Raw genomic sequence first — 26,345 nt, 5'->3', positions numbered from 1 at the left:
GGACCGGCTATGCGCGCGCGAGCTGCGCAGACCGGCCGCGCCGGTAGGCGACGGGCGAGACCCCGAACTGCCGCGCGAACGCACGGCGGAACGTGTCGGCGTTGAGGAAGCCCGTGAGCCGGGCGAGGTGGGCGACGCTCATCCCGTCGTACGCGGGATCGCTCAGGCAGTGCGCGGCATGCCCGAGCCGGTGCGACGCGATCCTCTGCGCCGGGGTGGTTCCCACGGTCGCGAGCGCCGACTGAAGGGTGCGCAGGCCGACGCCGAGTGCATGCGCGACGCTCTGCGGCGAGAGCGCGGGATCGGTGTAGTACTGGGCGATGTAGCTGAGCGCCGCGGTCGCGAGGTATGAGTCCGCGCCGGCGATCGCGGCCGCATGCTCGTCCCAGGTCGAGAGCGCGGCGTGCGTGACCATCTGCACGAGGATGTCGCCGATCCTCGCCATCTCGCGCCGGCCCGGTGCCTGCCGGAGCTTGACGAGAGCGTCGACGAACTGCGTCACGGGCCGAAGCGTCACGGTGCGCTCCGCGGACACGGGGGTGATCGATCGGCCCTGCCACACGGTGAGCGGCGCCCCGAACGGGGAGCGTGCGATGCCGACGAGCGTCGTCGGGGCGCCGGCGCTCCCGGGGATGTCGCAGGGGAGCTCGCCGTCGACGAGCATCGCCCGTCGTTGCGGACCGAGACCGGCGGCCGGCGTCATGGCCGGCGTGTAGGCGAGGTAGAAGGGCACCTCGCTGCTCTCGGGCGGCGGCCGGACGCCGACGGTCGCGCCCGCGATGCGCATCACCAGCGACTCGCCGAAGAGCCGCCACCGCACGACGACCGGCTCGTGCGCGTTCCGGGGCCGCAGCGACAGGCCGCCTCGGCGGAGGTCGTCGAAGGCGTCGGCGTCGTGGGCGTCGAGACGGGCCTCGCTCCGTCCGTGGCGGTGCAGCCGCTGGTCGAGGATCACCATGGGGTGCTCGCGCCGCGGCGCCGCGTCGGACACCGGTCGCGCGGGCTCGATCGGAGGGACGCTCGTCGGCCCGTGATCGGCATCCGTCCCACGGCCTGCGGAGGGCGCGGCCTTCACCGCACCTCGGCTTCGCGGGTCATGCGGCGATGCCCCGCGGGGCCCGGACCCCGTCGCCGCGCGAACGGGCCGCGCCCGCGGCGATCGGACGACGACGCGACGTCGCGATCGGAACGATCTCGTCAGACGAGGTCCTGCCGCTCTCGCCGCCCATTGCTGCTTCTCCCGTTCGTGTCGAGACGATGAAGCCGACTTTCGGGGAACGACGTCGCAACGATTCCGCGCGTGCGCGAATCGTACGTTCGCACGCACTTTTTTCCTGATCGCCGCCACCGGGGACAACGCGCACGCCGAACGGGCCGGATGCCGGAACGCCCGGTGCCGGCATCCCGGAGCCTCGGAGGCTCCCCGACTGCCGTTCACAATTCAGGAGGAAACGCGGCCAGACGCCGGGTGGGCCGCGCAGGCGCCCGGTTCTCCTGAATCGTGAACGGTACCGGGCCGCCGCCGCGGGCTACGCGTGGCCGGTGATGAGCCGGTGGATGTAGGTGAGCTTCGTCGCGACGACGTCGTTGATCACGAACGGATACAGCGGGCGATGTCCCATCGAGCGGTTGACCTGGTTGAAGAACGTGGCGATCAGGTCCCAGTCGTCGAGCACGGTGCGCATGTCGGCATCGGCGTAGTCGAGGCGCGGGACGACGCTCGCCATGACCTCCTCGGCGTGGCTCGCCACGAGCTCGAGGCCCGCCCGCGCCGACGTGTGCAGCGTGCCCGTGATGTGCAGGTAGTGGGCGAAGCACTCGGCGAAGTCCTCCCACGGGTGCATCGTCGCGTACTCGGAGATGAAGCTCTCGCGCCAGTCGTCCGGCGCGCCCGTGCGGTAGTGGCGGTCGATCGCGTCGCGATAGCTCGCCCGCTCGTCCCCGAACAGCGCACGGCACTCGTCCCAGTCGGAGACGAGCACGTTCTGGTAGTAGTGGCCGACCTCGTGGCGCAGGTGGCCGAGCATCGTGCGGTACGGCTCGCCCAGCTGCACGCGCAGTCGCTCCCGGTGCGCGTCGAGCGTCTCGGCGAGGTCGATCGTGATGACGCCGTTCGCGTGGCCGATCGTGACGCGCTCGCCCGTCGACCGGCTCGACAGCAGGTCGAACGCGAGCCCGCCCTCCTTCTCGTGGTACGGCGTGACCGGCAGGCCGAGCTGGAAGAGCTGCACGAGCAGGCGGCGCTTGGCGATCTTGGTGTCGGCGAGCTTCTCGAGCGCGATCGTGTCGTCGAGCGCCGGCGCGCGGCGCGTGAGCCGGCACGAGAAGCAGCGGCCCGACCGCTCGCTCTCGCCCACGAGCCAGTTGCACTGCCAGCCGCGCTGCGAGCACGCGTGGAACTCCTCGCCGTCGATGACGACGGCGAGGTCGTCTGCGAGCACGGCGAACGTCAGCGACGGGCGGTGGAAGCCGACGGCGACGCCGCAGCGGGGACAGGTGAGGCTCTCGAGGATGAGGAAGGAGCCGCACGCGGTGCAGCGGTAGCTTGCCATGCGATCAGTGTGGCACCGCGCGGGGGCGCGCGACGCCGCTCACCGGTCCCGTCACCCGTCGGTCACCCTCCGGTCACGAGGGGTCGAGCGTGCCCTCAGGGTCGACGACCACGATGTCGGCGCCGGCCTCGCGCACGTGCGCGAACAGATCGCCCAGCAGCAGCGCGGCGACGCGAGTGGACGCGGCGACGTCGGCGGCGTCGAGCACGAGCGTGCGCGAGCCCGTGGCATCCATCGTCTCTGCCGCCTGGTAGGCGATCTGCTCGGCCGCGACGAAGTCGACCACGCCGCGCAGCCGCATCGTGACGGTCTCGGTGCGCGCGTCGATCTCGACCGCCTGCACGGGGGAGACGGGGCGGTCGGGATGCCGGAAGAGGTGCAGCCCGAACCCCTCCGACAGCATGCGCAGCGCGGCGACGCCGCGAGCGCTGTTGCCGACCGCGTCGAGCGGCGCGCTGAACACGCCGATGCCGTACTCGCCGGGGGCGACCGCGACGATGCCGCCGCCGACGCCCGACTTCGCGGGGAGGCCGACGTCGAAGAGCCACTGACCGGAGCGGTCGTACATGCCGCAGCTCGACATGAGGGACAGCGTGTCGCGGGCGACGATCGACGGCACGATGCGGCGGTCGGTCACCGGGTTGACGCCGTCGTTCGCGAGGGTCGCGCCCATCACCGCGAGATCGGTCGTGTCGACGAGCAGCGCGCACTGGCGGAAGTACGCCTCGACGGCGTCGTCGACCGTGCCGTCGAGGGCGCCCGACGACCGCGCGAGCATCGCCAGCGCCCGGTTGCGGTCGCCCGTCGCCGACTCCGACGCCGCGACCGCCTCGTCGCAGCGCAGCTCACGGCCTGCGAACGCCGAGAGCCCGCGCCGGATGCGCTCGAACCGCTCGTCGGCGGTCGCGCCGGCGATGAGCGACGTCGTCACGATGGCGCCGGCGTTGATCATCGGGTTCGCGGGCCGGCCCTGCGCGTCGAAGCTGATCGCGTTGAACGCCTCGCCGCTCGGCTCGACGCCCACGCGCGCCGTCACGGCGGCGACGCCGTGCTCGGCGAGCGCGAGGGCGTACACGAACGCCTTCGAGATCGACTGGATCGTGAACGGCACGGTGCTGTCGCCCGCGGCGTACGTGTGCCCCGACACGGATGCCGCGGAGAGCGCGAACGCGTCGGGATCGGCCTTCGCCAGCTCGGGGATGTAGTCGGCGAGCCGCCCCGGATGGTCGCCCGCCCGCACGTCGGCCAGCACCCGCGCGAACGCCCGCGAGACGGGATTGCCCAGCGCCGCCATCAGCGGCCTCTCACGACGACGCGCGCACGACGGCTCATGGGCCACAGCCTACTGATCCGGCGCGGCCCGTCGCCGGTCGTCTCCTTGCCGCCCGCCGCCGGGGCGGCGTACCCTGGCGTCATCCCGCTCGCGCGACGCCGGAGGTGCTCATGTCCCCCGAGGCCATCATCGTGATCATCGTCGTGGTCTCGATCGGCGTGCTCATCGGGTTCATCGCGCTCATGCTGCGGGTGGCCTCGAAGCTGCCGTCGCGCCCCAGCGCCGACAACAGCTCGAACGAGCTGAGCACCCAGCTGACGCAGCACGACTCGTCGGGCAGCTGGCCCTAGCGCATCCGGGCGTCGTCGCCTCGTGCCTGCGCCGACGCCACGACCCGCTCGCGGATGCGCGACGCCGCCGTGCACGCGAGCCGACGCGGAGGATCACGGGTGATCCGTCGCGCCGAGCGCGGGAATCGCCGTTCCTCGCTTGTGCCCCCGACAGGAATCGAACCTGCGACCTACGGTACCGGAAACCGGCGCTCTATCCCCTGAGCTACGGAGGCGTACCGATCGAGGGTATCACCGAGTGCTCCCGCTCATCGACCGCGGGGTGCGGGCCGGGCTCACTCCGAGATCTCGGCGACCGTCTCGCCCGCGAGCTGCGGGGCGAGGGCCACGGCGATGTCGGCCTGGCTGACGATGCCGACGAGGTCGTGCCCCTCGACGATCGGCACGCGCCGCACCTTGTGCCGCTTCATGGTCTCCAGCACCGCGAAGACGTCGTCGTCGGCGCCGACCGTCACGGGCACGCCCTCGGCGAGCTCGCCGGCCCGCGTCGTGGCCGGGTCGCCGCCGCGCGCGAGGCACTTCACGACGATGTCGCGGTCGGTCAGCATCCCGATCAGCCGGTTGTCATCGCCACGGATCGGCAGCGCGCCGACGTCGAGCGACTCCAGCAGCTGCGCGGCCTCGACGAGCGTCTTGTGCTCGTCCACGCAGCGCGGGCCGGGGGTCATCACGTCTCGGACCAGGGTCATGATCGTGCTCCTCACTTCGGGGTCGTGGCCGACAACCTACGCGCGGTGCGGCGCAGCGCCAGGGGGCTTGACAGGCGACCGCCCACCGTGCTGGCCGGGTAGTCATGGCGACGACGGCTGTCAACCCCCTCGGCTCCGCGGGCGGGCGCGACAAGGGTGGGAGGACGCCGGGAGCACCGGCGGAGAGGAGAGCGAGATGAGCATCGACGACCCCGCCCGCGACCGCCCGACCGACCCCGACACGGGTCTTCCGCAGGAGCCGCCGCTCGACGACCCGGCCGACGACGACCCGGCCGGCAACGGTCCCGCCGAGGAGGCGCCGCCCGACGACGACCCGGCCGCCGAGAACGCGCCTGCCGACGACGGCCCCACGGCCGACGCCCCACGGCGGGTCGACGAGGCGCCCGACGCCCTCTCCGGCGAGCAGGAGCGGCGGCTGCCGTCGATGCCGCGGCGCGACGCGGGCGAGGTCGAGACCATCGCCGGCATCCTCGTGCAGACGCGCGACGACACGGCGATGGCGCCCCGCGATCGCCTCGTGCGGGTGCTCGCCGAGCGGCTCGCGGATGCGGGTGTCGAGGTCTCCGGCGACGAGGTCGGGGAGCTCGCCGATCAGATCGCGACGGGCGACGCCGGGGCCGCCGACGGCTGAGCCGTGCGGCGCGCGTGCGGCGTGTCGCCGGGCGTCCGCGACACGTGGTTCGCGGGCCCTCCGGGAGGTGCGAAGATACTGCGGTGCAACGCTCGCTGACCGCCGACATCGACCTCGACATCGAGGGCCGCGCCGACCTGATCCTGCAGGTCTCGGCCGCGCGTCCGGCGACCCTCGCGAGCGAGTCGCTGGAGGTCGCGATCGGGGGCGAACGGGCCGCCGTGACCGAGATCGTCGACCGCTGCGGCAGCCGGCTGCACCGCGTGGCCGGCGGGCCCGGCCGCCTCACGCTGCGCTACGCGGGGGCCGTCGAGGGATGCGCGCCCGCCCCCGCGACGAGCGTCGCCGAGACGCTCGCCTACCTGCGTCCGAGCCGGTACTGCCAGGCCGACGAGCTGTACCTCGAGACGCGACCGTTCGCGCAACTGCGCGGATTCGACCTGCTGCATGCCGTGGAGGACTTCGTCGCCGAGACCACGCGGTACGCGCCGGGCGAGAGCTTCGGCTCCGACTCCGCCCTTACGACGCTGCGCACGGGCCGCGGCGTGTGCCGCGACTACGCGCACCTCGTCATCGCCCTGCTGCGGGCGCGCGACGTGCCCGCGCGCTACGCCTCGTGCTACGCGCCCGGCCTCGTGCCGATGGACTTCCACGCCGTCGCCGAGGCCTACGTCGAGGGGGAGTGGTACGCCCTCGACGCCACGCGCCTCGCCGACCGCCGGACGCTCGTGCGCATCGCCACCGGCCGCGACGCCGCGGACTGCGCATTCGTGAGCAGCTACGGCGGATCGGTGTGGCTGCGCTCGCTGCGCGTGGACGCGCACCTCGCCGCGGGCGGCGGCGTCGCGGCGACGCCCGACGACCACCGGGAGCCCGTCGTCATGTCGTGACCCGCGCCGGCGCCGCGGAACGTGCGCCGACGCCGCGCCCGTAGACTTGACGGGCTATGAACCCCGATGCCCTCTCCGCCGCGCTGCTCACCGTCATCGTCCCCCTCGCCGAGGCGCGACGACCCGGAGCGGTGGAGGGCCTGACGGCCGCCGACCTGCCGCTCGAGCGGCCCAAGAACCGCGATCACGGCGACTGGGCGTCGAACGCGGCGCTCAAGCTCGCGAAGGCCGTCGGCGCGAACCCGCGCGAGCTCGCGGCCGAGATCGCGACGGCGCTCGAGGGCGTCGACGGCGTCGCGAGCGTCGAGGTCGCGGGACCCGGCTTCATCAACATCCGCCTGGATGCCGCGGCCGCCGGCGCGCTCGCGAGGACGATCGTCGAGCAGGGCGCCGCGTACGGCACCAACGACACGCAGCGCGGCGCCACGATCAACCTCGAGTTCGTCAGCGCCAACCCCACGGGCCCCATGCACATCGGCCACACGCGCTGGGCGGCGCTGGGCGACGCGATCGCGCGCGTGCTGCTCGCGAGCGGCGCGACGCTCGTGCGCGAGTTCTACATCAACGACGCGGGCGCGCAGATGGATCGCTTCGGGCGCTCGGTGCTGGCATCCGTCAAGGGCGAGCCCACGCCCGAGGACGGCTACCCGGGCTCCTACATCGACGACCTCGGCCGGCGCGTGCTCGCACTGCAGCCCGATCTGCTCGGGCTGCCCGATCCCGAGACCGTCGCGCGCGACCTCGCGTACGAGCTCCAGCTCGGCGACCTGCAGGCCTCGCTGGAGAAGTTCAACGTGCACTTCGACGTGTGGTTCAGCGAGCGCACGCTGCACGCCCGCGGCGAGGACGGCGGCCCGAGCCTCGTCGACGAGGCGGTCGACCGGCTGCGCGCACAGGGGCACGTCTTCGACGCCGAAGGCGCCGTGTGGGTGCGCACGACCGACTTCGGCGACGACAAGGACCGCGTGATCCGCCGCTCCAACGGCGAGTACACCTACTTCGCCGCGGATGCCGCGTACTACCTGAACAAGGGCGACCGCGGGTTCGCGCACAAGATCTACCTGCTCGGCGCCGACCACCACGGCTACGTGCACCGCCTCAAGGCGCTCGCCGGCGCGGCGGGCGACGACCCCGAGAAGGACATCGAGGTGCTCATCGGGCAGCTCGTGTCGGTCAACGGCGCCCGTCTCAGCAAGCGCGCGGGCAACATCATCGAGCTCGACGACCTGCGCGACTGGCTCGGCACCGACGCCCTGCGCTACTCGCTTGCGCGCTACCCCGCCGACTCGCCGCTCACGCTCGACCCCGACGTGCTCACGAAGCGCACGAACGACAACCCCGTGTTCTACGTGCAGTACGCGCACGCCCGCACCCACAACGTGGCCCGCAACGCGGCCGACAGCGGCGTGACGCGCGATGCGTTCGCGCCCGAGCTGCTGACGCACGAGACCGAGTCGGCGCTGCTGGGCGCGCTGCAGGAGTTCCCGCGCATCGTGGCCTTCGCCGCCGACGTGCGCGAGCCGCACCGCGTCGCCCGCTACCTCGAGGAGCTCGCGGGCCTGTACCACCGCTGGTACGACAACTGCCGGGTCACCCCGCTCGGCGACGAGGAGGTCACCGACCTGCATCGCACGCGCCTGTGGCTCAACGACGCCACGGGTCAGGTGCTCCGCAACGGCCTCGACCTGCTCGGCGTCAGCGCGCCCGAGCGCATGTGACGGCGACGGCCTCCCAGGCACCTCATGAGCACAGGAGATATCACCGGCACAGGACGATTCCCGCGGAATCCTCCTGTGCTCGTGATTTCTCCTGCGCCGGTGATGCGGACGGGGGGATGACGGCATGAGCGACGCGCACCCCACGCAGCCGCTGCCGCCCGCGGCAGTGCCGTCGGCGAGGTCGTCCTCGGCGGCCCTGCGGCGCCGCCGGCGGCGCAGGCGGCTCTGGCCGTGGGTCGCGGTCGTCCTGGTGCTGCTGCTGCTCGTCGCGGGGTGGTTCATCGCGGAGCCCATCGTGCGCGGCATGGTCGTGGACACCGTGCGCACCGAGACCATCAAGGCCCTCGACCTGCCCGCCGACCAGCAGCTCGACGTCGAGCTCGAGGGGCAGGTGCTGCCGCAGCTGATCATGGGGCGCCTCGACGCGCTCACCGTCAGCTCCGACGAGGTGACGCTCGGACCGCTCACCGGGGCCGTCGTCGTGCACGGCACCGGCATCCCGATCCGCGGCGGGGGCGCGGCCGACACGGCATCCGCGACCCTCCGGCTGAACGAGCAGCAGGTGCGCGACCTGCTCGCGACCGTCGAGGGGCTGCCCGCGGCGACCGTGACCCTCGACGAGCCCGTCGTGCGGTTCGAGACCGAGCTGCAGGTGCTCGTGACCGTGCCGGTGGGCGTGAGCCTGCGTCCGAGCGCCGTGGGCGGAGACCTCGTGCTGACCCCCGACTCGCTGCGGGTCGGCGGCGCCGACATCCCGGCGCAGGCGCTGGTCGACCAGTTCGGCGCGATCGCGCGCACGGTCGTGCGCGACTGGGACGTCTGCATCGCCCAGTACCTCCCGGCGGGCGTCACGCTCGACCGCGTCGAGGTGAAGGGCAAGGAGATCGTCGCGGATGCCGTGATCGACGGCCGCATCGTCTCCGATCCGACCCTGCAGGACAACGGCGTCTGCGACTGAGCGCCACGGCACTCGCTTGAAAAACTTCTGTTCTGATCTTGTCTGATCTTGGCTCGGGCCGTGTGATCTTCGACAGCACATTGTATATGCGTGCGTCTGTTGTACGGGTGGCATAGTTGTGCTAAATTCCATGCAGACCTGCGGAGTGTTGATGGTTATGGCGCAAACGAGCGGGTTATGCAGAGTGCAAGTATCGGGGGGTATAAATGCACACGAAGTTTTTCGCGTCAATGGTGCTGGGGGCAATTCTTAGTTCCGGTCCGGGAATCACCTTCGATTCTGAGCCCAATGATGTGGCCGTCGTGGCGAAATGCATACAGCGTGACGAGTATGGATCTCAAATCTGGTTCGGGCCAGAGCAGGGTGACGTGTCGCGGCTGGATTCTGAGTTGAACGCGATGCTGGCCAGCTACCCGGAGATTGCCACCGGTATTGCATTCTGTTCCAATTATGATGGCTTAATGCTGTTCGTGTCATCTCATTCCGAATCGTCGGCGCGATCTCGGCTCGACAAAGAGATTGAGCGGGTATCTGCGAGTTATCCAGATCTGGACGTGTATGTGACGGGTGTTGCGGCCTCGATGTCTGAGATTCAGGACTTGGCGACCTATCTGTTTGACGAGCTGGGAGTTCAGGCTCTGACTTCTATCGCACCTGACATCTATTCAGGAGGCCTCTCGGTTGAGCTCAGCCCGCAAGAGGAGAGGGCGCTGGAAGAACGCGAGTCTCAGATCTCTCAGATGGTCGAGTCCTGGTCGAGAGATCGTGGGCGGTCGGCTGATATTCCTGTGACTGTGCGAATCGCTGAGGCGTGGGTTGAGCCTGCCGCGACTCGGGCTGCAGATCTGCCGCCATTTCGGATGGGCTCGAGATTGAACTATGGATCCGGACGAGCGTGTTCTGCAGGTGTCCCACTCGTCTATGCTGGCTCGAGATACCTTCTTACCGCCGGGCACTGTCAATCAGATTCCTTCACCAACAACGGGTATGTTGTCGGGCGGAAATATACGACATCTTACCCGGGCAATGCGTACAGGTATGGCGATTGGATGCTGCTCGGAGGGGCGACCTACAGCGGGTACGTCTACAATGGCTCCTTGTCGAGCAGTTCAGTGTTGCGTATCTCTGGTGCTTTCTGGGGCTCGATGTCTGCGGGCAAGGACGTATGCACGTCTGGGACGACAACGGCCCAAGTCTGTCGCTATAAGGTTCAGGCCTCGATGGTGCGTGAGGTCGTGGGTTCTGTTGTAACCGGGCACATGGTAATGATGCGCCATTTTGGGAATCTCGATGGTATTCCCGATACTGTGGGCCTACGGCCGGGCGATTCGGGTGGCCCTTGCTACTACTCTGACGGAAATGGCGGAGTCATCGCGGCGGGGATCGTTACGGCGCTCAGCGGTGATCTCGGCAGTAGTCCTGTCGTGTATAGGAACTTCTACTGCACGCAACTCAGCGGCGTTCGTGCATGGAGTGGATCGCCTTATTATGGTGGATGAGGCGCAGGGCGGGTACAGATGGTCGGTGGTCGTGGCCATCGCTGTCGGCGGTTCTCTTCTCGCGGGTTGTGATCTTGTCGTAGGCGACGACGGATCGTCTCCATCGCTGTCCGTGTCCTCGCAGCCGAGTGCGCCCGCGACTGCCCCGGCAAGTGAGGGGCCGTCGGTCGCGCCGTGCGATCGTGTTGCGGGCTCGGCTCGGCCGCTGACCCTGGACAGGGCCCGCGCGGTCATCGGTGTCGAGTCGGTCTCGTGCGTGAGCTCCGGTGATGCCCCGCTCGTGCCTGCGACGATCGTGCTTGACGAATCGTGGGCCGACCTGCTGTCGTTCGACGGCGTGAGGCTCCCCGCGACGGTTGTGCACGACGGCGAGACGAAGCGGTGCAGCGAGGCCGCGTCGAGAGCGTATGTGCTGATCGACGGGGAGTGGTATCAACGGCGTGGCGTTCAGTGCCGTGCGCGGGCGCAGGCCCTGACGCCCGCCTCGTCGAGCGGCGTCGCGGGCCGAGAGGGCGCCATCCTCCTGCTCGCGCTGTAAGGCAATCGGCGCCCGAGCAGGAGACAGGCGCCGTCGTGCTGATCGACGGGCGTGGGGCGATGCGGGGCGGGGCTGGACAGAGGTGCCGTGTGTCCGTAGTCTGCACTAATGCAAAGTTTGCGCGAGCGCACGAAGTTGATGGCCTGGTCCGCGATCCATGACGCGGCCGCCGAGCTGGCGCTGGAGAAGGGGCCGGGCGCGACGACCATCGAGGCGATCGCGGAGCGCGCGGGCGTGTCGCGGCGCACCTTCTTCAACTACTTCGCCGCCAAGGAGGACGCGATCCTCGGGATGTCGACCCCGTCGCTGAACGAGGATGCCATGCGCGAGTTCCGCGCGGGCGACGAGCCGCTGCTGCACCGCGTCGCACTGCTGCGCGTCGCGGTCGTGCGCACGATGCTCGGCGACGCCAAGGTCTACCGCCGGCGCCGCGACGTGCTCGCCTCGTTCCCCGAGCTGGAGGACCGGCTGCTGGCGCGCACCGAGGTGCAGGTCGACGAGACCGTCGTGCCGTTCCTCGTCGAGGAGCTCGCCGGCACGGACATCGTGGCGGCCGCCGACGCGGCGACCGTCGCGCGCATCCTCCTCGTCAACGCGCGCAGCATCGTGCGCCTCGCCTACCGGATCTCGCCCGACACGCTCGAGGACGACGACCTGACGGCGGTCTCGGAGGCGTTCGGCGTGCACCGGCTCGCGCTGCAGGCCTGTCTGTGAGCAGGGCGGGGCGCGGCGACGCGCAAGCGGCGGAGAGCGGCGGCCAGCGCCGCGGCATCGTGCTGCTGTTCAGCTCGCTGGCGCTCGTGATGCTGCTGGCGTCGCTCAACTCGACGGTGTTCGCGCCCGTGCTGCCGTCGCTCGTCGCGAGCCTGCAGGGCCTCGACATGATGCCCTGGGTGCTCGCGGCCTACCTGCTCGCGAGCGTCGCGGTCATGCCGGTGTGCGGCCGGGTCAGCGACGCCTACGGGCGCAAGCCCGTGCTGCTCGCGGCGATCATCGCCTTCGCCATCGGCTCGCTCATCGGCGCCCTGGCGCAGGACATGGAGACGGTCATCGTCGGGCGCGCGGTGCAGGGCCTGGGCGGCGGGGGACTGGTGCTCCTCTCGCAGGCCGCGGTCGCCGACGTCGTGCCGGCGCGCGAGCGCGGCCGGTACGCGGGCATCCTCGGCGGCGTGTTCGCCGCCGCATCCGTCGGCGGGCCGCTGCTGGGCGGCTGGTTCGCCGAGGGCCCCGGCTGGCGCTGGGCGTTCTGGATCAACGTGCCGCTGTCGGTCATCGCGGCGGTCGGCGTGATCGTCCTGCTCCGGCTCCCGGTGCCGTCGCGGCCCGAGGGCACGCGACTGGACTTCGGCGGGATGCTGCTCATGGCGGTCGTCGCCACCGTCGTCTCGCTGATCGCCTCGTGGGGCGGCACGGCGCTCGCGTGGGCCTCGCCGGAGATCCTCGTGCTCGCGGCGATCGGCCTGGTCGCGATCGCGGCGCTCGTGCTGGTCGAGCGGCGCGTGAGCAGTCCCGTGATGCCGCCGCTGGTGTTCCGCGACCGCGACTTCCTGCTGTCGACCGTCGCGGCGCTGCTGCTGTTCGCGGTGATGTTCGGCGTGCTCGGCTACGTGCCCACGTACCTGCAGATGGTCGGACGCATCAGCGCCGTCTCGGCGGGGCTGCACATGGTCCCGATGGCCGTCGTCATGCTCGTCGGCACGACCGTCTCGGGCATGCTGATCTCGCGCACCGGCCGGTACCGGCTGTACCCCGTGGCGGGCGGCGTCCTCGTCGCGGTCGGCATGCTGCTGCTCGCCCTGCTCGGCCCCGACGCGTCGGTGTGGTGGGTGTCGCTGCACGTCGGCATCGTCGGGCTGGGGCTCGGCCTCTCGACGCAGGTGCTGCTGCTCGTCGTGCAGAACGCCTTCCCGCACTCGATCGTCGGCACCGCGACGGGCGCCCACTCCCTGATCCGCCAGATCGGCGCGCTGCTGGGCACGGCGGTCGTCGGCTCCCTGTTCACGGCGACCCTGGCGAACCTGATGTCCACGAGACTGCCGGGCGTGGTGCTGCCGTCGCCCGAGGCGCTGCGCGCCCTCCCCGAACAGGTCCAGACCGCCGTCGCCGGGCTCTACAACGAGGCCCTGACGCCGGTCTTCGCATGGATGGCGCCACTGGGCGTGCTCGCCGCGATCGCGTCGGGCCTGGTGTCGCACAGACCGCTGGCGCGCGAGATCGACCGCCGCTGACCCGCAGGCAAGACAGAACCAATTCTTTCTTTTCGACAGAATCACGATTGTTCACACGACACCGTGTGGATGCCTGTGATTCTGCGATACCTGATGCCTGCGCGCGGGCGCATCATAGATCTCGAAACGATAAAAACAAGAATCTGATTCTTGACTTTGCCCGATGCGGTGGCGCACAATCGAGGTACCTCGCGGGGCACAGCTGCAACCGCGAGTGACGAACGGTGAGTGGTCTCACCCGATGCATCTACGACAAGGGAGTCAGATGTCCGTCGCTGCGCGCTCGCGCCCGCGACAGCTCTCCTCGTGGCTCCACGGGACCTGGCCCGATCCGGCAAGAGTCCGAACACAGCAGGAAAAGAGGAACACCGTGATTTCAAGGAAGAGATCCGTCGCCACCGCCTTCGCGGCGCTGACCGTCGCGGCTCTCACGCTCACCGCGTGCGCGGGGAACGGGGGCACCCCCCAGGGCAGCGAGAGCGCCAACGGCGGAGCCACGTCCGAGGGCGAGCCCGTCGCCGGCGGCATCGCCCAGATCATCGAGCCGGCGACGCCGACGAGCCTCGATCCCGCGCGGATGCAGAACCTCTGGTACAACGCGTCGACGATCGGCAACGCGCTCTACGGCGCGCTGCTGCGCGACGACCCGGTGACCGGCGACCTCACCTACGAGCTGCTCGAGGACATGACGACCGACGACGGCGGCAAGACCTTCACCGTGAAGGTGCGCGAGGGCGTCACGTTCTCCGACGGCACGCCGTTCACCGCCGAGGCCGTCAAGTACGGCTGGGACCGCCTGCGGGCGCCCGAGACGGGCTCCGCCGACATCGGCACGTCCGCCCTGGTCGAGAGCACGGAGGTCGTCGACGACCTGACGCTCACCGTGACCCTCGTCACGCCCATCCCGAACTTCCCGAGCGCGGTCATCCCGACGACGATGAACTGGATCGCCAAGCCCGAGGCGCTCGAGGCGGGGCAGGCGGCCTTCGACGCCAACCCCATCGGCGCGGGCCCCTTCGTGCTGAAGAACTGGGCGCGTCAGGACGTCGTCTCGCTGGAGCGCAACGAGAACTACTGGAACGACCCGTACCCCTACCTCGACGGCATCGAGGTGCGCGGCATGTGGGACACCTCGCAGCGCTTCAACGCCCTCATCGGCGGACAGGCCGACCTCGTCATGGAGTCGGGCGCCGAGAACCTCGCCAAGGCCGAGGACAGCGGCTTCTTCAACGAGACGCTGCCGCTCAACGCGGGCTCCGGCTTCGGCCTCAACACGACCAAGGCGCCCTTCGACGACGTGCGCGCCCGGCAGGCGCTCTCGTACGCGCTCGACCTCGAGGCGTTCAACCTCGCCTCGCTCGGCGGATACGGCGTGATCCCCGAGACGCTGTTCGTCGACGCGTCGCCGTTCCACAGCGACATCCCGCTGCACACGTACGACCCCGAGAAGGCGCAGGAGCTCTTCGACGAGCTGGCGGCCGAGGGCAAGCCCGTCGACTTCAAGGTCACGTTCTTCGCCGGATCGAGCACCCAGTACGAGGCGCTGCAGGCGCAGCTCAACGAGTACGACAACGTCACGATCGGCGCGGACCAGCGCGATCCCTCCGAGGCCGGGCTCGTGACGCTCGCCGGCGACTTCCAGATCACGACGACCTCGATCCTCGTCGGCGCCGAGCCCGACCCGCGCCTGGGCCTGTTCCTGCACAGCGACGGCCGGCAGAACTACACGCGGATCAGCGACGCCGAGCTGGACGCGGCGCTGGAGGCCGGCCGCCACGCGACCGACCTCGACGAGCGCATCGAGGCCTACGAGACCGTGCAGGAGCGCGTCGTCGAGCTGACCCCGTACGTGTTCACCTCGCGCATCAGCGCGGGCGTCATGGCCAACGACGAGATCAACGGCATCACGCGGTACGGCATCGGCTCGATGTGGCCCGCCACCCTGTGGCTCGCCCCGTGACACGCGGCTGAGCCCAGGAGACAAGGACCTTTCCGCGGGGCGGCCGGTGCAGGCCGCCCCGCGGGGAGGAAGACGAAGACGGCGCGCCGATGCACCGTGACAACCACGACGAGGGAGTCGTTCCCATGATGAGATCTGCCCGATCCGGCCGAGTCCGGAGCTTGACAGCGGCGACGGCGGCACGGCGCGAGCGGCGGCCGATGCAGAAGGCGCGGTGCCGCTCATGATGATCACGATCGCACGACGTGCCGGCTACGCCCTGCTGGTGGTGCTGCTCGTCACGATGCTGACGGTCGCGCTGCTCAGCCTCACCCCGGGATCGGTCGCCGCCGTCATCCTGGGCGAGAGCGCGACGCCCGAGCGCATCGCCGCCCTCAACGCCGAGCTCGGCCTCGACCGGCCGCTCTGGGAGCAGTACGGCACGTGGCTGCTCAACGCCCTGCAGGGAGACCTCGGCACGTCCCCCGTCACGGGCGTGCCCGTGATGGATGCCATCATGAGCCGGCTCCCGGTCACGCTGGAGCTCGCGGTGCTCGGCCTGGCGATCGCCCTGGCGACGTCGATCCTGCTCGCGGTACTCTCGGCGTCGTTCCCCAACAACCCGATCGACCGCGGCATCGTCGCGCTCACCTCGGTCTTCCTGGCCACCCCGGCGTTCGTGGCCGGGCCCATCCTCATCCTCGTCTTCGCGCTGACGCTGCGGGCCTTCCCGGTCTTCGGGTGGGTGCCGCTGGCCGACGACGTCGCCATGAACCTGCGCAGCGCGTTCCTGCCGGCGGTCGCCGTCGCGATCAACGAGATCGCCGCGTTCCACCGCGTGCTGAGGGCCGACCTCATCACGACCCTGCGCGAGGACTTCATCGCCGCGGCGCGCGCGAAGGGCATGAGCCGCAGCTACGTGCTGTTCCGGCACGCCTTCCGTCCCTCGTCGTTCTCGCTCGTGACGATCGCGGGGATCAACCTGGGCCGCCTCATCGGCGGGACCATCGTGATCGAGACCCTGTTCGGCCTGCCCGGCCTCGGCCTGCTGATCGCGACGTCGATCCAGACGCGCGACGTGATCACGGTGCAGGGCGTCGTGACCTTCATCGCCGTGGTCTACGTCGGCATCAACATGCTCGTCGACGTCGCCTACGGACTCCTCGATCCACGCGTGCGCACCGCGACGCGCGCACGCAAGAAGAAGCCCGCGGTGAGCGCACCGCACGCACAGAAGGCGGTGGCGGCATGACCGTGAGCAGCGTGTCCGAGAGGCGGTCGGCCCGGACGAGCGAGGCGCGCGTCCCCTACGTCGCGCCTCCCAAGAAGAAGCGCTCCATCATCGTGATGCTCTCGTACGCGTGGCTCGCGCTGATCGTGCTCCTGGCGATCTTCGCCAACGTGCTGCCCATCGCCTCGTTCGACGAGGCGGTCGGGCCGCCGCGACTGAGCCCGCAGCTGGGCGGCGACATCAACCTGCTGCTCGGCACCGACGGCATCGGGCGCTCGCTGCTGTCGCGCACGATCTTCGGCGCGCAGGTCTCGCTCGTCATCGGCGCGGTCGCCGGCCTCGCGGGATTCACGATCGGCACGACCCTGGGCCTCCTGGGCGGCTACCTCGGCAAGCGCGTCGACAACGTCGTGACGCTCGTCGCGGACGTGCTGCTGGCCTTCCCGGGCATGGTCCTGCTGCTCGCGCTCACGGCGATCTTCACGCCGAGCGTGCCGACGCTCCTCGTGGGCCTCTCGCTGCTGGCGGTGCCGACGTTCACGCGCCTCTCCCGCGCGAACACGATCGCGTGGTCGAACCGGGAGTTCGTGCGCGCCGCCAAGAACATGGGCGCCGGGAACACGCGCATCCTGATCAAGGAGATCCTGCCGAACGTGATCCCCGCGCTCACCGCGTACCTGCCGCTCGTGATCGCCGCGCTCATCGTCGCGGAGGGCTCGCTGAGCTTCCTCGGACTGGGCGTCCCGCCGCCCACGCCGAGCTGGGGCGGGATGATCAACGCCGGCCGCGACACCCTGGGCACCGCCCCGCACATCACGATGGTCCCCGCCGCGGCGATCTTCCTGACGGTGTTCTCGCTCAACCACGCGGGCGACCATCTGCGGATCAAGTTCGATCGCACGATGCACGACTGAGGAAAGGAAGGGCAACACATGACTGTGAAGCGCAGATCGATGAGGATCTGGGTCGCGGCACTCGCCGGAGCAGCGCTGCTCCTCGGCGGATGCGCCCCCGCCGACGGGGGAGGAGGGACGAAGCCCTCGGAGGAGGTGTCGTCGGAGCCGGTCGCCGGCGGCGTCGCCCAGATCGTCGAGGTGTCGAGCCCGACGAGCATGGACCCGGCCCGCATCCGGAACATCTACGTCGGCAACACCGTCCTCGGCAACGCCCTGTACGGGCAGCTGCTGACCGACGACGCCGAGACCGCGGAGCTGCAGTTCTCGCTCCTGGAGGACTTCGCCACGGACGACGAGGGCAAGACCTTCACCCTGACGATCCGCGACGGGGTCACCTTCTCCGACGGCTCGCCGTTCACCGCGGCGGCGATCCAGTACGGCTGGGAGCGCCTGCTCGACCCCGAGACCCGGTCGGGCGACGTGGGCGTGGCGAGGCTCGTCGAGGCCTACGAGGTCGTCGACGACCGCACGCTGAGGATCACGATGACCGATCCGATGCCGAGCTTCCCGCACGCCGTGCTCGGGACGCACCTGAACTGGATCGCCCAGCCCGAGGCGCTCGAGGCGGGCACGGAGGCGTTCGACGCCGCCCCGATCGGCGCGGGACCGTTCGTGCTCGACAGCTGGTCGCGGCAGGACGTCGTCGTGCTCGAGCGCAACGAGCAGTACTGGGACGCGCCGCGCCCGTACCTCGACCGCATCGAGCTGCGCGGCATCGTCGACCTCTCCCAGCGCTACAACGCGGTGCTGAGCGGCCAGGCGGATCTTGCGACCGAGACGGGCGCCGAGAACATCGGCCGCGCGGAGGAGGGCGGCCTGACGGCCGTGATGCACCCCGTGGGCGGCGGAGGCGGGTGGACCATCAACACGAGCAAGCCGCCGTTCGACGACGTGCGCGCCCGCCAGGCGCTGATCAGCGCGATCGACCTCGACGCGATGAACGTGGCGTCGCAGGGCGGCTACGCGATCGTGCCGGAGACGCTGTTCGTGGAGGGCACGCCGTTCTTCAGCGACGTCCCGCTGCCGGGCTACGACCCCGAGCTGGCGCAGCGGCTGTTCGACGAGCTGGCGGCCGAGGGCAAGCCCGTCGACTTCGCCGCGACGTTCTACGCGACGGGCACGGCGACGTTCGAGTCGCTGCAGGCGCAGCTCTCGCAGTACGACAACGTGACCGTCACGGCCGACGTCCGCGACCTCTCGGAGGTCGGTCTGCTGCCGCTGAGCGGCGACTTCCAGCTGCTCTCGGGATCGGTCCTCTTCGGCGCCGACCCCGGGCCGCGCATCTGGGTGAACCTGCACAGCCGGGGCGAGCTGAACTACTCGCGCATCTCGGACCCCGAGATGGATGCCGCACTCGACCGCGCGAGCACGTCGACCGACACGGAGGAGCGGGTCGAGGCCTACCGCATCGTGCAGGAGCGCTTCGCGGAGCTCGTCCCCTACCTGCTCACCGGACGCCCGGTGGCCGGGTACATGGCGAACGACAACATCCACGGGATGAGCATGTACGGCATCGGCTCGCTGTCGCCCGCCGACATGTGGATCGAGCCCTGACAGGACCATGCGCCGGGGCGCCCCGCACAGGGCGCCCCGGCCGAGGAGAGGAACGACGAGATTGAGCACCACACAGCCGCTGCTGCAGGTCCGTGACCTGCACGCGTACATCGGCACCCCGCGCGGTGTCGTGAAAGCCGTGGACGGCGTCTCCCTCGATGTCGCCGAGGGCCAGGCCCTCGGCGTCGTGGGGGAGTCGGGCTCCGGCAAGTCGGTGATGGCGCGCGCCATCATGGGCCTCATGCCCCACTGGTCGGGTCGCACGGGGGAGGTGATCTTCCAGGGCCGCGACCTGCTCTCGCTGAGGCGGAAGGAGCAGGAGGAGGTCTGGGGCAAGCAGATCGCGATGGTGTTCCAGGATCCGGGGCGGTCGCTCAATCCGGTGGTGCGGGTGGATCGCCAGTTGACGGAGGGCATGCGCAAGCATCTCGGCGTCTCGCGGTCGGAGGCGAACTCGCGCGCGCTCGACCTGCTGAAGGAGGTCGGCGTGCCCGATCCCGAGCGGCGCCTGCGTGCGTACCCCCACGAGCTGTCGGGCGGCATGCGGCAGCGCGTCATGCTCGCCGTGGCGCTGGCGTGCGAGCCCGACCTGCTCATCGCCGACGAGCCCACGACGGCGCTCGACGTGACCATCCAGCGCCAGGTGCTCGACCTGCTGCGCAAGGTGCAGACGCAGCGCGGCATGTCGCTCATGCTCATCAGCCACGACCTCGCCGTCGTGGCCGGCCGCACCGACCGGGTGTCGGTGATGTACGCGGGCCGGCTCGCGGAGATCGGCTCGACGCGGCAGGTCTTCGACGCGCCGCGGCACCGCTACACGCACGCGCTGCTCGGCGCCACGCCGACGATCGACCACGAGCGGCATTCGCCGCTGCAGCTGATCCGCGGCTCGCTGCCGTCGCCGACCGATCCGCCGGCCGGATGCCGTTTCGCGCCGCGCTGCGACTTCGCGCTCGACGCGTGCAAGACGGGCCAGCCGCCGATGGACGCCGTCGGCTCCGACCACGCGGTGGCATGCGTGAACCCAGTGCCCGTGCTGCGGGCGGACGCGAAGGAAGGTGAGCTCGTTGGCCGGTAGCGGGAACGCGCATCTCCGGGGGGACAAGGCCCTCCTGTCGGTAGACGGCCTGGAGGTCGAATACCACACGAAGGGCGGCAGCTTCAAAGCCGTCGCCGACATCAGCTTCGACCTGCTGCAGGGGGAGACCCTCGGCATCGTGGGCGAGTCGGGCTGCGGCAAGTCCACGACGGGGCGCGCCGTGCTGCGGCTCGACCCCATCGCGGGCGGCCGCATCCGCTTCGGCGACGAGGCGATCGAGCAGCTCTCCGAGGGGCGCATGCGCGAGCTGCGCCGCGAGATCCAGATGATCTTCCAGGACCCCGTCTCGTCGCTCAACCCGCGGCGCGACGTCAAGGACCTCATCGTCGAGGGCCTCACGATCGCCCAGCGGCCCGCCGCGGAGCGCGAGGCGAAGTCGAAGGAGATGCTCGAGCAGGTGGGCCTGCCGGGCGAGCGCTTCGCCACCATGCTGCCGCGGCAGCTGTCGGGCGGGCAGGCGCAGCGCGTCGCGATCGGCCGCGCGCTGGCGCTGAGCCCGCGCCTGCTCATCTGCGACGAGCCCGTGTCGGCGCTCGACGTGTCGGTGCAGGCGCAGATCCTCAACCTGCTCGAGGACCTGAAGCGGCAGTTCGACCTCACGATCGTGTTCATCGCGCACGACCTCGGCGTCGTGCGCGGGGTGAGCGACAACGTCCTCGTCATGTATCTGGGCAAGACCTGCGAGTTCGGCGACGCCGTGGAGGTCTACGACAACCCGGCGCACCCCTACACGCGGGGACTGCTCGACTCGGTGCCCCTCACCGATCCGGAGAAGGGGTTCGCCGGCCCCGCGCTCGGCGGAGACCTGCCGTCGCCGCTCAGCCCGCCGACCGGATGCCGGTTCCGCACGCGGTGCCCCATCGCCCAGGAGCGGTGCGCCGTCGAGGAGCCCCGGATGCGCGAGGTGCGGCCCGGTCAGTACGCGGCCTGCCACTTCCCGCTCGTCGACGAGATGAGCGGCGCGGACGGCGGCGACGCGCCCGCCGCCGTGGCGTAGGAGGCCGGCCGTGCCCGCCCGCCGTCTCGACCCCCGCGCGCTTCACGACGCCCTGCGCGACGCCGGGGTGACGCACGTCGTGACCGTGCCCGACACGCATCAGCGCACGCTGCTCGCGGTGCTCGCCGAGGAGGAGTCGCCCGTGCTCGTCACGGTGTGCACCGAGGACGAGGCCTTCGCCGTGGCGGCCGGGCTGTGGGCGGGCGGGCACGCGCCCCTCCTGCTGATCCAGAACGCGGGGCTGTTCGCGGCCATGAACAGCCTCCGCGGGATCGCGCTCGACGCCCGCGTGCCGACGCCGATGCTCGTCGGCGAGTTCCTCCGCGACCCCGCCGTCCCCTCGCGCGACCACGCCGTGAGGGTCGTCGGGCTCACGGAGCCGACGCTCGAGCTGTGGGGTGTCCCCCACCACCGGCTCGAGCAGCCCGGGGACCTCGTGCACATCGGTGCCGCGGTCGCCCGAGCCCACGAGGAGCGCGGTCCCGTCGCGCTCCTCGTGGGCGCAGAGACGGGGGAGCCGTGAGCGCGGGCGGCGGCGTGCACGCGGGCGGCGGCGTCCACGCGGGCGAGGGGATGCTGCGCACCGAGGCGGTCGACGTGCTGGCACGGCACCGCGGCACGATGCTCTCGGTCGTGACGATGCAGGCGATCGCCCCCTGGGCCGCCGCCGGGCAGGGGCACGAGCGCAACATCGACCTCGCGGGCAGCATGGGCAGCGCCGCCGCGCTCGGCCTGGGCCTCGCCCTCGGACGTCCCGATGCGGGCGTCCTCGTGCTCGACGGCGACGGGAGCCTGCTGATGCAGCTCGGCACGCTCGTGTCGATCGGCGGCCTCGCGCCCCGGAACCTCTTCCACGTCGTCTTCGAGAACGGCGTCTACCAGACCTCCGGGGCGCAGCCGGTGCCGGGTCGCGGCGCGGCCGACCTCTGCGACCTGGCCCGCGCCGCCGGGTACCGGCGGGTGGTCCGCTACCGCACCGCCGCCGAGCTGGAGGGCGTCGCCGAGGTGTTCGCGGATGCCGGTCCCGCGTTGGTCTCCCTCGTGATCCGCGGGCAGGGCGAGGTCGCGCCGTCGTCGTGGCCGTCGTCGCCGGGCTTCGCCGCCCAGCTCGCGGCGATGAGGGCGCAGTCCCTGGATGGCGGGAAGACGGACGGCGGGGAGACGGGCGGCCGGGAGAGCAGGGGAGGGGCGGCATGATCACCGCGGAGGACGTGCACGGAACGTGGCGGCTGACGGCGGTGCGCGCCGTGGACGCGTCGGGCGCGCCGCTGCCCGATCCCTACGGTCCCGTTCCGATGGGGCGGCTGGTCCTGCGCCCCGACGGCCGCATGATCGCGATGGTGAGCGACGGGCGGACGGCGCTGCCGCCGGGCGCCGTCCGCGCCTACGCCTCGTACTGCGGCAACTACGTCGTCGAGGACGCCACGCTGAAGACCCTCGTCGACGCCGCGCATCTGCCGAGCATGGTCGGCACGATCGCCGTGCGACGGCTCGAGCTGCACGACGGCGAGCTGTCGCTGCTGCCTCCGCGGCAGCCGGACGGCCGGCAGCACGATCTGCGCTGGGAGCGCGCGGGCCCGGCCTGACGCCGCTCCGCCGGAGATTACGACAACGAGAACGCGTTCTGGTTGTATTCTCCGTCATCCGGCGCCCTGCACCGTGAAAAATCCGATGTCCTGACTTTCGCGTGACAAAAACTAGAAAGCGTTCTAGTATCTGAATCAGCTCACGAAGCGATTCAATGACGAAAGTCACGGAGCCGTCGCCACGGCCCGTGAGGACGATCGAAGGAGATCCGGCCGATGAGGCACGCCGCCGGCCGAGCGCGAGCTCGGCACCGCAAGAAGACCACCCCACCGACGACGCGCGAGGGTGGTGGCCGCCATGAGTCTTGAGGTCTGGTCCGTCGTCATCCTCCTCCTGATCTTCGTCGTCGGCACGACGCTGAACATCAACCTGGGATTCCTCGCGCTCCTCGCGGCGTTCGTCCTGGGCTTCCTCGTGATGCAGCTGCCGAGCGCCGAGGTGTTCGCGATGTTCCCCGCGAGCACGTTCCTGCAGATGACCGTGCTGATGGTCCTGCTCGCCATCATGGGAACCAACGGGACGATCGACTGGCTCATGGAGAAGGTCGTCGCGCTGACCCGCGGCCGCCACGGGCTCATGCCCATCGTGCTCTTCCTCGCCGCCGCCATCCTCGCGCCCATCGCGAACATCGCGGCGATCCCGATCCTCGCCGGGATCGGCGCCCGGTACACCGTGCGCTACGGCGCCAACCCGCTGCTCACCGGGCTCGCGGTCGTGCACGGCACGCAGACGGCCGCGTTCTTCCCGATCGCCGGCTACAACATCATCGCGCGGGGCATCGTCGAGCAGGCGGGCTTCGAATACGACCCGTGGATCCCGTTCGTCGTGGTCTTCGTCTTCAACACGCTCGTCGCCGCCGTGGGCTTCATCCTCTTCGGCGGCCTGAGCGCGATCCGTCGCCGCCCCGTGCTCGACGAGGAGGCCGCCGAGGCGGAGCTCGCCGGCGGAGCGCTCCCCGGGACGTCGGGCACCGCGCCGAGGCCCGCCGACGGCCAGGGCGGCTCGGGAGCGCAGCCGGTCACGACGCTGCCCGCGCTCGACCTGGGGCTCGACGCCCCCGCGAAGTCGGTCAGCCGCATGCAGCTCGCGCGCTACGCGTCGCTCGTCGCGTTCGCCGTGCTGCTCGTGCTCGCCGGCATCCTCCGTCTCGACCTCGCCCTCGCGGGCACGCTCGTGACGCTGCCGCTGCTGCTGCTCCTGCCGTCGAAGCTGCGCGGCAAGCCGTTCACCGACGTGCCGTGGCACGTGCTGCTGCTGCTCTCGGGAATGATCGTCTACGTCGGCGTCATGGAGGCCGCGGGTGCGGTGCAGTGGGCCGCGGGCCTGCTCGGCGGCGCGGGCGGCCTGGTCGCGATCCTGATCATCTGCTACATCGCCGCGATCCTCTCGGCGTTCGCGTCGTCGCTCGCGACGATGACGATCATGTTCCCGATCGCGTTCGCGGTGCTCGGCGCCGAGGGCGCCTCGACGACCATGGTCCTGCTCGTCGTCGCGGCGATCGGACTCTCGGCGACGGTCGTCGACGTGAGCCCGTTCTCGATCTTCGGCGCCCTGGCGCTCGCGCCGTTCGCGGCCGACAAGAACCTCGACCACAAGGTGCTGAACCGTCAGTTCCTCGGCTACGCGGGAGGCATCGTGGTGCTCGCGCCCGGCGTGGCGTGGCTGCTGATCATCCTGCCGGCCTGGATGGCGGGCGTCTGACGCCGCCGTTCGACGCGAATCGGCCGGTGCCCCTCGGGGCACCGGCCGATTCGCGTGCGGGTCGTGCGGATCAGGCGTCGGCGTGCGACGCCTCGGCGGGCGAGGCGTCGGTGCGCGGCCGGTCCGCACGCGCGGCCTCGACGTCCGACGGCATCGAGTTGGTCTGGGCGGCGCGAAGGTCCTCGAAGACCGCCTCCTCGGGGATCTCCAGCAGTCGGCAGGCCGACAGGATCTGGAAGCGGACCTCCGACTGCGACAGCGTGCCGACGACCCACTGCGCGCCCGCGGCGCGGGCGAGGGCCAGGACGGCGGGCAGCACCTGCATCTGCGCGTCGGAGAGCGGGCCGACGGCGGCGAGGATCGTGCGCAGCTGCGCCGTGCTGATCTCCTCGACGATCTGGGCGGCGCCCGAGGTCGCCTCGAAGTACACGCTCTGGATCGCCGCGTTGAACTCGGGATGCCGCATGTCGTAGTTGAACGCGCGCAGCAGATAGGTCGCGACGCGTTCGCGCGGCGTGCCCTGCAGCGGCGGCTGCTTGCGGAACTTCTCCTGGGAGAGGCGGTAGTTGTGCAGCAGCACGCCCAGCAGCAGATGCTGCTTGGAGGGGAAGTAGCGGTAGAGCGTCGCGAGCGCGACGCCGGAGCGCACCGAGAGCTCCTTCATCTGGACGGCGTCCTTGCCGCCCTCGCGCAGCAGCCCCAGCGTCTCGTCCACGATGCGCCGCCAGCGTTCGCGCTGGGCGGGGGTGCTCGGAGTCGCGGGGATGGCCGACCCGGTCGTTCGCGGTTGCGGTCGCATTCGCGATCCTTCCTACATGGCAATGGCGGGCTCGCGAAGAATATCAATCAGCGGCGTTGCCTTCGATGTGTCCGGGGCGTCGCCGATCACGGCGCGCCCAGGACGGTTTCTGTATGCCATTCTAGGTACGTGTTCGTCCCGTGTGCGCCCGCCGGGCCGGGCGCACACGGAAAATGCTAGCGCTGCGGGTTGAACGGCGACGGCGGCAGGCCGTCGGCGAGCGGGCGGAACGCGTTCTCGAAATCGGTCGCGAACGTGCTCGAGCCGGCCTCCGTGTCGCGGCGCATGCTCGCGATCTGCTCGGGGATGTTGTACAGGCCGATCTGCGGCCCCATCGCCGAGATCGCCCGCCCGGTCAGCCAGTCGGCGCGCTCGCTGGCGATGTACTCGATGACGTGCGCGACGTCCTCGGGCGTGCCGGTCGCGCCCTGCTCCGCCGTCATGCGGGTGGCGGCGACGGGGGAGATGGCGTTCGCGGTGACGCCGTAGCGGGCGAGGCCCTGCGCGAGCGAGAGGGTCAGGCCGTAGATCCCCAGCTTCGCGGCCGCGTAGTTGGCCTGGCCGGGGGAGCCGTGCAGGCCCGACGCCGACGTGAAGTTGATGATGCGGTAGTGGCCGTCGGGGTTGCGCTGCTCGCGGAAGTAGGCCGAGGCGGGCCGCGCCGTGCTGAAGTGGCCCTTCAGGTGCACGCGGATGACCGAGTCCCAGTCGTCCTCGGTCATGTTGAAGATCATGCGGTCGCGCAGGAAGCCGGCGGCGTTCACCACGATGTCGAGGCGGCCGAAGCGGCTCACGGCCAGCTCGACGAGGCGCTCGCCCGTCGCGAGGTCGGCGATGTCGCCGCCGTCGACGACGGCCTCGCCGCCCGCCGCGGCGATCTCCTCGACGATCCTCTGACCGGGGGTCGCGTCGCTGCCCTCGCCCTCGCGCGATGCGCCGAGGTCGTTGATGACGACGCGCGCCCCTTCCGCGGCGAAGCGGCGTGCGACCGCCGCGCCGATGCCGTTCCCGCCGCCGGTGACGATCGCCACCCGGCCTTCGAGAGTTCCCATTGTGCGCACTCCTTCGTGTAGTGAGACAGATGCCAGACGAGGCCAGTCTGCCACAAAAACTGGAATCTGATTCCTGTTCCCTG

General features: G+C 70.7%; 25 protein-coding genes and 1 tRNA gene. 19 read left to right on the top strand and 7 right to left on the bottom strand.

Annotated elements, in window-relative coordinates; all coding sequences use genetic code 11:
• Positions 1-7: 7 nt before the first annotated feature.
• The 3 genes from AOA12_RS15220 to glsA all read right to left on the bottom strand — a co-directional run bounded on the left by AOA12_RS15220 (position 8) and on the right by glsA (position 3,846).
• On the bottom strand, positions 8-1,075 hold the full coding sequence (locus AOA12_RS15220) for a helix-turn-helix domain-containing protein (protein ID WP_156366525.1): 1,068 nt from the start codon (positions 1,073-1,075) through the stop codon (positions 8-10).
• A 454-nt stretch (positions 1,076-1,529) separates the two neighbouring features.
• On the bottom strand, positions 1,530-2,552 hold the full coding sequence (locus tag AOA12_RS15215) for a zinc-binding metallopeptidase family protein (RefSeq protein WP_082406296.1): 1,023 nt from the start codon (positions 2,550-2,552) through the stop codon (positions 1,530-1,532).
• Between the two features lie 73 nt (positions 2,553-2,625).
• The gene (gene glsA / locus AOA12_RS15210; RefSeq protein WP_054684598.1) at positions 2,626-3,846 is read right to left on the bottom strand and encodes a glutaminase A; all 1,221 of its coding nucleotides are present in this window, start codon (positions 3,844-3,846) and stop codon (positions 2,626-2,628) included.
• 149 nt (positions 3,847-3,995) lie between these two features.
• Here glsA and AOA12_RS15205 point away from each other — a divergent pair, with 149 nt between their 5' ends.
• Positions 3,996-4,175 carry a hypothetical protein gene (locus AOA12_RS15205; protein ID WP_054684595.1) on the top strand — a complete coding sequence of 60 codons (180 nt, stop codon included), beginning with the start codon at positions 3,996-3,998 and terminating at the stop codon, positions 4,173-4,175.
• A 142-nt stretch (positions 4,176-4,317) separates the two neighbouring features.
• Here the strand turns inward: AOA12_RS15205 and AOA12_RS15200 are convergent.
• Positions 4,318-4,390 (bottom strand) — tRNA-Arg (locus AOA12_RS15200).
• A gap of 60 nt (positions 4,391-4,450) precedes the next feature.
• On the bottom strand, positions 4,451-4,864 hold the full coding sequence (locus AOA12_RS15195) for a CBS domain-containing protein (RefSeq protein WP_054684592.1): 414 nt from the start codon (positions 4,862-4,864) through the stop codon (positions 4,451-4,453).
• Positions 4,865-5,060: 196 nt separating this feature from the next.
• On the opposite strand from AOA12_RS15195, the gene AOA12_RS15190 reads away from it, so the two are divergent.
• From AOA12_RS15190 to AOA12_RS15110, 18 genes are all read left to right on the top strand, one after another.
• On the top strand, positions 5,061-5,516 hold the full coding sequence (locus tag AOA12_RS15190) for a hypothetical protein (protein ID WP_054684590.1): 456 nt from the start codon (positions 5,061-5,063) through the stop codon (positions 5,514-5,516).
• 83 nt (positions 5,517-5,599) lie between these two features.
• Positions 5,600-6,406, top strand: coding sequence for a transglutaminase-like domain-containing protein (locus AOA12_RS15185; protein WP_054684586.1), 807 nt, complete (start codon positions 5,600-5,602; stop codon positions 6,404-6,406).
• 56 nt (positions 6,407-6,462) lie between these two features.
• A complete protein-coding gene (locus AOA12_RS15180) occupies positions 6,463-8,124 on the top strand; it encodes an arginine--tRNA ligase (protein WP_054684584.1) in 1,662 nt (553 codons plus the stop codon).
• A 124-nt stretch (positions 8,125-8,248) separates the two neighbouring features.
• Positions 8,249-9,082 carry an LmeA family phospholipid-binding protein gene (locus AOA12_RS15175; protein WP_054684581.1) on the top strand — a complete coding sequence of 278 codons (834 nt, stop codon included), beginning with the start codon at positions 8,249-8,251 and terminating at the stop codon, positions 9,080-9,082.
• 206 nt (positions 9,083-9,288) lie between these two features.
• Positions 9,289-10,581, top strand: coding sequence for a hypothetical protein (locus AOA12_RS23215; protein ID WP_156366524.1), 1,293 nt, complete (start codon positions 9,289-9,291; stop codon positions 10,579-10,581).
• Positions 10,582-10,606: 25 nt separating this feature from the next.
• The gene (locus AOA12_RS23210) at positions 10,607-11,119 is read left to right on the top strand and encodes a hypothetical protein (protein WP_156366523.1); all 513 of its coding nucleotides are present in this window, start codon (positions 10,607-10,609) and stop codon (positions 11,117-11,119) included.
• Positions 11,120-11,227: 108 nt separating this feature from the next.
• Positions 11,228-11,833, top strand: coding sequence for a TetR/AcrR family transcriptional regulator (locus AOA12_RS23880; RefSeq protein WP_082406295.1), 606 nt, complete (start codon positions 11,228-11,230; stop codon positions 11,831-11,833).
• Positions 11,830-13,347 carry an MDR family MFS transporter gene (locus tag AOA12_RS15160; protein ID WP_054684571.1) on the top strand — a complete coding sequence of 506 codons (1,518 nt, stop codon included), beginning with the start codon at positions 11,830-11,832 and terminating at the stop codon, positions 13,345-13,347. Before AOA12_RS23880 ends, AOA12_RS15160 begins: the two co-directional genes overlap by 4 nt.
• A 370-nt stretch (positions 13,348-13,717) precedes the next feature.
• Entirely contained in the window at positions 13,718-15,307 is a 1,590-nt protein-coding gene (locus AOA12_RS15155) for an ABC transporter substrate-binding protein (RefSeq protein ID WP_054684568.1), read from the top strand.
• 223 nt (positions 15,308-15,530) lie between these two features.
• Entirely contained in the window at positions 15,531-16,538 is a 1,008-nt protein-coding gene (locus AOA12_RS15150; RefSeq protein WP_054687099.1) for an ABC transporter permease, read from the top strand.
• A complete protein-coding gene (locus AOA12_RS15145; protein ID WP_054684565.1) occupies positions 16,535-17,431 on the top strand; it encodes an ABC transporter permease in 897 nt (298 codons plus the stop codon). The genes AOA12_RS15150 and AOA12_RS15145 overlap by 4 nt, the downstream gene beginning before the upstream one ends.
• An 18-nt stretch (positions 17,432-17,449) precedes the next feature.
• Positions 17,450-19,027 (top strand): ABC transporter substrate-binding protein, encoded by a 1,578-nt coding sequence (locus AOA12_RS15140; protein ID WP_082406293.1) that lies wholly within the window; start codon positions 17,450-17,452, stop codon positions 19,025-19,027.
• Between the two features lie 61 nt (positions 19,028-19,088).
• Positions 19,089-20,105, top strand: a complete 1,017-nt coding sequence (locus AOA12_RS15135; protein WP_231637100.1) for an ABC transporter ATP-binding protein — start codon at positions 19,089-19,091, stop codon at positions 20,103-20,105.
• A complete protein-coding gene (locus AOA12_RS15130) occupies positions 20,095-21,123 on the top strand; it encodes an ABC transporter ATP-binding protein (RefSeq protein WP_054684558.1) in 1,029 nt (342 codons plus the stop codon). The genes AOA12_RS15135 and AOA12_RS15130 overlap by 11 nt, the downstream gene beginning before the upstream one ends.
• Before the next feature lie 10 nt (positions 21,124-21,133).
• A complete protein-coding gene (locus AOA12_RS15125; RefSeq protein WP_054684553.1) occupies positions 21,134-21,646 on the top strand; it encodes a thiamine pyrophosphate-binding protein in 513 nt (170 codons plus the stop codon).
• The gene (locus AOA12_RS15120) at positions 21,643-22,320 is read left to right on the top strand and encodes a thiamine pyrophosphate-dependent enzyme (RefSeq protein WP_054684550.1); all 678 of its coding nucleotides are present in this window, start codon (positions 21,643-21,645) and stop codon (positions 22,318-22,320) included. The genes AOA12_RS15125 and AOA12_RS15120 overlap by 4 nt, the downstream gene beginning before the upstream one ends.
• Entirely contained in the window at positions 22,317-22,709 is a 393-nt protein-coding gene (locus tag AOA12_RS15115) for a lipocalin-like domain-containing protein (RefSeq protein WP_054684546.1), read from the top strand. Before AOA12_RS15120 ends, AOA12_RS15115 begins: the two co-directional genes overlap by 4 nt.
• 298 nt (positions 22,710-23,007) lie before the next feature.
• The gene (locus AOA12_RS15110; RefSeq protein WP_156366522.1) at positions 23,008-24,411 is read left to right on the top strand and encodes an SLC13 family permease; all 1,404 of its coding nucleotides are present in this window, start codon (positions 23,008-23,010) and stop codon (positions 24,409-24,411) included.
• Between the two features lie 70 nt (positions 24,412-24,481).
• Here AOA12_RS15110 and AOA12_RS15105 read toward each other — a convergent pair whose 3' ends face one another.
• Entirely contained in the window at positions 24,482-25,210 is a 729-nt protein-coding gene (locus AOA12_RS15105; RefSeq protein WP_054684540.1) for a TetR/AcrR family transcriptional regulator, read from the bottom strand.
• Between the two features lie 176 nt (positions 25,211-25,386).
• A complete protein-coding gene (locus tag AOA12_RS15100) occupies positions 25,387-26,262 on the bottom strand; it encodes an SDR family NAD(P)-dependent oxidoreductase (protein WP_054684537.1) in 876 nt (291 codons plus the stop codon).
• Between the last annotated feature and the right edge of the window lie 83 nt (positions 26,263-26,345).

It is taken from the genome of Microbacterium sp. No. 7, assembly GCF_001314225.1.
Classification (GTDB): Bacteria; Actinomycetota; Actinomycetes; order Actinomycetales; family Microbacteriaceae; genus Microbacterium.
The sequence above is the reverse complement of the archived record's forward strand: the minus strand, read 5'-3'. Positions and strand labels throughout refer to the sequence as shown.